General features: G+C 40.2%; 4 protein-coding genes. All 4 read left to right on the top strand.

Annotated features, from left to right (window positions below; genetic code table 11):
• Positions 1-179 precede the first annotated feature (179 nt).
• Positions 180-383 carry a dodecin family protein gene (locus tag QZT73_RS03150; protein ID WP_291778394.1) on the top strand — a complete coding sequence of 68 codons (204 nt, stop codon included), beginning with the start codon at positions 180-182 and terminating at the stop codon, positions 381-383.
• A 283-nt stretch (positions 384-666) separates the two neighbouring features.
• Complete coding sequence (locus tag QZT73_RS03145; RefSeq protein ID WP_291778400.1) at positions 667-3297, top strand: valine--tRNA ligase; 2631 nt, start codon at positions 667-669, stop codon at positions 3295-3297.
• Positions 3298-3378: 81 nt separating this feature from the next.
• Complete coding sequence (locus QZT73_RS03140) at positions 3379-3837, top strand: nucleotidyltransferase substrate binding protein (RefSeq protein WP_291778403.1); 459 nt, start codon at positions 3379-3381, stop codon at positions 3835-3837.
• 11 nt (positions 3838-3848) lie between these two features.
• A complete protein-coding gene (locus QZT73_RS03135; protein ID WP_291786580.1) occupies positions 3849-4151 on the top strand; it encodes a nucleotidyltransferase domain-containing protein in 303 nt (100 codons plus the stop codon).
• Positions 4152-4255: the final 104 nt, after the last annotated feature.

The following is a 4255-nucleotide window of genomic DNA, read 5'->3' as shown; positions in this document are numbered from 1 at the left end:
TTTTCTTATATTTTTTCTTTTTTGTAGAAGTCAACTTATCCAAAAAACAAGAGGGAATTTGGAAAACAGTCTTTCATGAAAGTCGGAATTAATGTCAAATAAAATTGAAAATCATCCTAATTTTCAGTAAATTAAGAGAATACAGAAAAAAACAATCTCACATTTTAAATTCCAGTATTATGGCAGTCTTAAAAGTTATTGAAATTTTAGCCAACTCAAACAAAGGTTGGGAAGATGCAGCAAAAAACGCAGTGGCTCATGCTTCTAAAACAGTCAAAAATATCAAGTCTGTCTACATTAAGGAACAGAGTGCCACTGTCACCAATGGAGCAATCAGCTCCTATAGGGTCAATGCAAAGATCACATTTGAAATCCAAGATTAACCCGAAAACCGATATTCTTTATTTGATTGATAAATAGGATATCGGTTTTTTTAATTCAATTTCACTTCAAAATCTTTTGATTTATCCCCTAAAATCCCAACCAAAGTTCAAAATTTCGAAATCCGCCTCCCTATTTCCGAAATCATCGTAACAACGCAAAACCCTAATCCCTTCACAGTCTTTTCACCTGTTCCTTTCCATTACACAAATCCTGATTTCTCATAGTTCCAAAGCTTTTTTCTTTTAATTTTGCGCCTTGAGTTTTAAAAAACCTCTTCTTAAAATGTCATTAGCTACCAAATACAATCCTGAAGCCGTCGAGGCCAAGTGGTACCAATACTGGATGGAGCACAAATTTTTCTCCTCCCAAGTTGATCATAACAAAGAATCCTACACCATCGTCATTCCTCCACCCAATGTGACCGGTGTCTTGCACATGGGACATATGCTCAACAATACCATTCAGGATGTACTGGTCAGAAAAGCCCGTATGGAAGGCAAAAATGCCTGCTGGGTGCCAGGGACAGACCATGCCTCCATCGCTACAGAAGCCAAAGTAGTGGCCATGCTGAAAGAAAGGGATATTGACAAAAAATCCCTAAGCAGGGAAGAATTCCTGAAATATGCTTGGGAATGGAAAGAGAAGTATGGAGGCATTATCCTGGAACAATTAAAAAAACTGGGCGCTTCCTGTGATTGGGACCGTACCAAATTCACCATGGACCCGGATCTCAGTGATGCAGTCATCTCGGTTTTTGTGGACTTGTACAATAAGGGAAAAATCTACCGGGGTATAAGAATGGTCAATTGGGATCCACAAGGGAAGACTGCCCTATCGGATGACGAGGTGATCATGAAGGAAATACAGTCCAAGCTGTATTACATCAAATACAAAATCGAAGATTCTGAGGATTTCTTGACCATTGCTACCACACGCCCTGAAACCATCATGGCGGACGTGGCCATCTGTATCAATCCCAATGATCCCAGGTTTACCCACCTTAAAGGTAAAAAAGCCATTATCCCGTTGATCAATAGGGCCATTCCAATCATTGAAGATGAGTATGTGGACATGGAATTTGGCACAGGATGCCTAAAAGTGACCCCTGCCCACGACGTCAATGACTACGAGCTGGGAATCAAGCACAAGCTGGAGGTTATTGATATACTCAATGATAATGGAACCCTGAATGAAAAGGCACAGATCCTGATAGGTGAAGATCGATTCATTGCCAGAAAGAAAATAGGTAAAATGCTGGATGAAGTTGGTCAATTGGAAAAAATCGAAGACTACAAGTCCAATGTTGGCCACTCTGAAAGGACCGATGCGGTAGTAGAGCCCAAACTTTCCCTTCAATGGTTCCTGAAAATGGAGGAAATCACCAAACCAGCTTTAAGTTCAGTCATGGAAGACATTATCCAACTCCATCCTCCTAAGTTCAAGAACATGTACCGTTCTTGGATGGAAAATGTGCGCGACTGGTGCATCTCCCGTCAGTTGTGGTGGGGACATCAGATCCCAGCTTTCTACCTGCCCAATGGAGAATTTGTAGTTGCCAAAACCAAAGAAGAAGCCTTGGCATTGGCCAATGAAAAATTCATGACTTCCTATACCATGGCTGACCTCAGACAGGATGAGGATGTACTGGACACCTGGTTTTCCTCTTGGTTATGGCCCATCTCTGTTTTTGATACAGATGTGTTTACAACCGGCAAACCCAATGAAGACCTGAAATACTATTACCCTACCAATGACCTAGTCACTGCCCCAGAAATCCTTTTCTTTTGGGTGGCCAGGATGATCATAGCCGGTTATGAATATATGGGTGAATTGCCTTTCAGAAATGTGTACCTGACAGGAATTGTAAGGGACAAACTTGGTAGAAAAATGTCCAAATCCCTAGGCAATTCTCCCGATCCACTGGAGTTGATTACCAATTATGGCGCAGATGGCGTGAGAACAGGCATGCTTTTCTCTTCCCCTGCCGGAAATGACCTGCCATTTGATGAAAAACTGGTGGAACAGGGAAGGAACTTTTCCAACAAAATCTGGAATGCCTTCCGATTGGTCAAAGGCTGGGAAATCGATGAAAATTCTTCCGGAAATGAAAATACAGCGACCATTCACTGGTTTGAAAATAGGTTTAATGAAGCCCTCTCCGAAATCGAAGAGCATTTCCAAAAATTCAGGATTTCTGATGCCCTGATGACCACCTACAAACTGGTGTGGGATGACTTCTGCTCCTGGTACCTGGAAATGATCAAACCTGCCTATCAGCAGCCGATCGATCGAGCTACCTATGAAAAGACCATAGTCTTCTTTGAGGATATCCTAAAAATCCTTCATCCTTTTATGCCATTCCTTACTGAAGAACTCTGGCATCAGATTAAGGAAAGATCTGCGAATGAGGCATTGATCGTGGCCGCTTGGCCAAAAGCAAAAGCTTTTGATACCAAACCTATTGCCGAGGCCAATCAAGTTTTTGAGGTGGTGTCTCAAATCAGAAATATTCGTTCTTCCAAAGGTATTTCTCCAAAAGAGGTTTTTGCATTGACAGTAAATACCCAGAAGCCAGAGTTGTACAGCAGCTTCGAAGCGGTATTGAAGAAGTTGGCCAACCTTTCTGAATTAAACTTTGGGGAGAAAGTGGAAAATGCAACAAGCTTTGTGGTGAAAGCTGATGAATGCTTTATCCCAATGGGCGAGCAGATTGATGTAGAAAAAGAAAAAGAAAACCTGCTCAAGGAATTGGAATATACCAAGGGCTTCCTGAATTCTGTGGTAAAGAAACTCAGCAATGAGCGTTTCGTGGCAGGAGCTCCGGCAGCTGTGGTAGAAAACGAGAAGAAAAAGCAGGCAGATGCAGAAGCCAAGATCAATACTTTAGAGGAAGCTTTGGCTAAGCTTGGATGATTATCCCAAATGTTAAAATCAAGAAATGACAATCTTGTTTATTGAATTTGCTAAATTGATGGTGAGCTAAAAATTGAATTAATGAAATCAAAAGATATTCGATGGGTACAGCGCTTTAGTAATTTCAATAAAGCTTTGGATAAACTGGAGGAAGCAGTCAGTAGGATTCAAGAAGATTATCCCATAGATAAAGAAGGGAATATTGCTGATGATCAATTTCTGGATGACATTTTGAAAGAAGGGTTGATCCAAAGATTTGATTACACCCATGAGTTGGCTTGGAATGTCATGAAAGATTTTTTGATCCATGCTGGAAATATAAATATTTTTGGCTCAAAAGATGCCTCAAGGGAAGCTTTTTCAGCGGGTTTAATTGAGAATGGAGAAATATGGATGGACATGATCAAAAGCCGAAATAAGACTTCACACACTTACAATGAGGAAACTGCTGATGAAATTTTTATAAAGATTATGAATGGATATATCCACCAATTCATAAAATTCAGAGATAAGATGGAAGCAATTAAAGGTGAAAATTAACAATTAACCGCATGTTTGGACTATCAGAGCAGACCATAGAAGCTATCCAAAAGGTTTTACTCAAATACCCCCAAGTAGATAAAGCTGTACTTTATGGATCCAGAGCCATTGGCAATTATAGACCGGGTTCTGATATTGACCTAACCCTATTAGGGCAAGATTTAGACCTTACCATTCTTCATCAAGTAGAAAATGATTTGGACGATTTATTGCTTCCTTACAAAATCGATCTTTCCATTTACCATCAAATCAACAATCCTGAATTTTTAGATCACATCCTTAGGATAGGGAAAGTTTTTTATGAAAGGGAATGAATTGATTGAACTCACACTTACCAACTTCACCAGAAAAACCATCTTTATGATTCCATTTGCCGTGATGATGCCCGGAACGAAAGGAGCAGCCAACTTTGATGATT

Source organism: Cecembia sp., from assembly GCF_007126775.1.
Lineage (GTDB): Bacteria > Bacteroidota > Bacteroidia > Cytophagales > Cyclobacteriaceae > Cecembia.
This window is presented reverse-complemented; position numbering and strand designations above follow the sequence as displayed.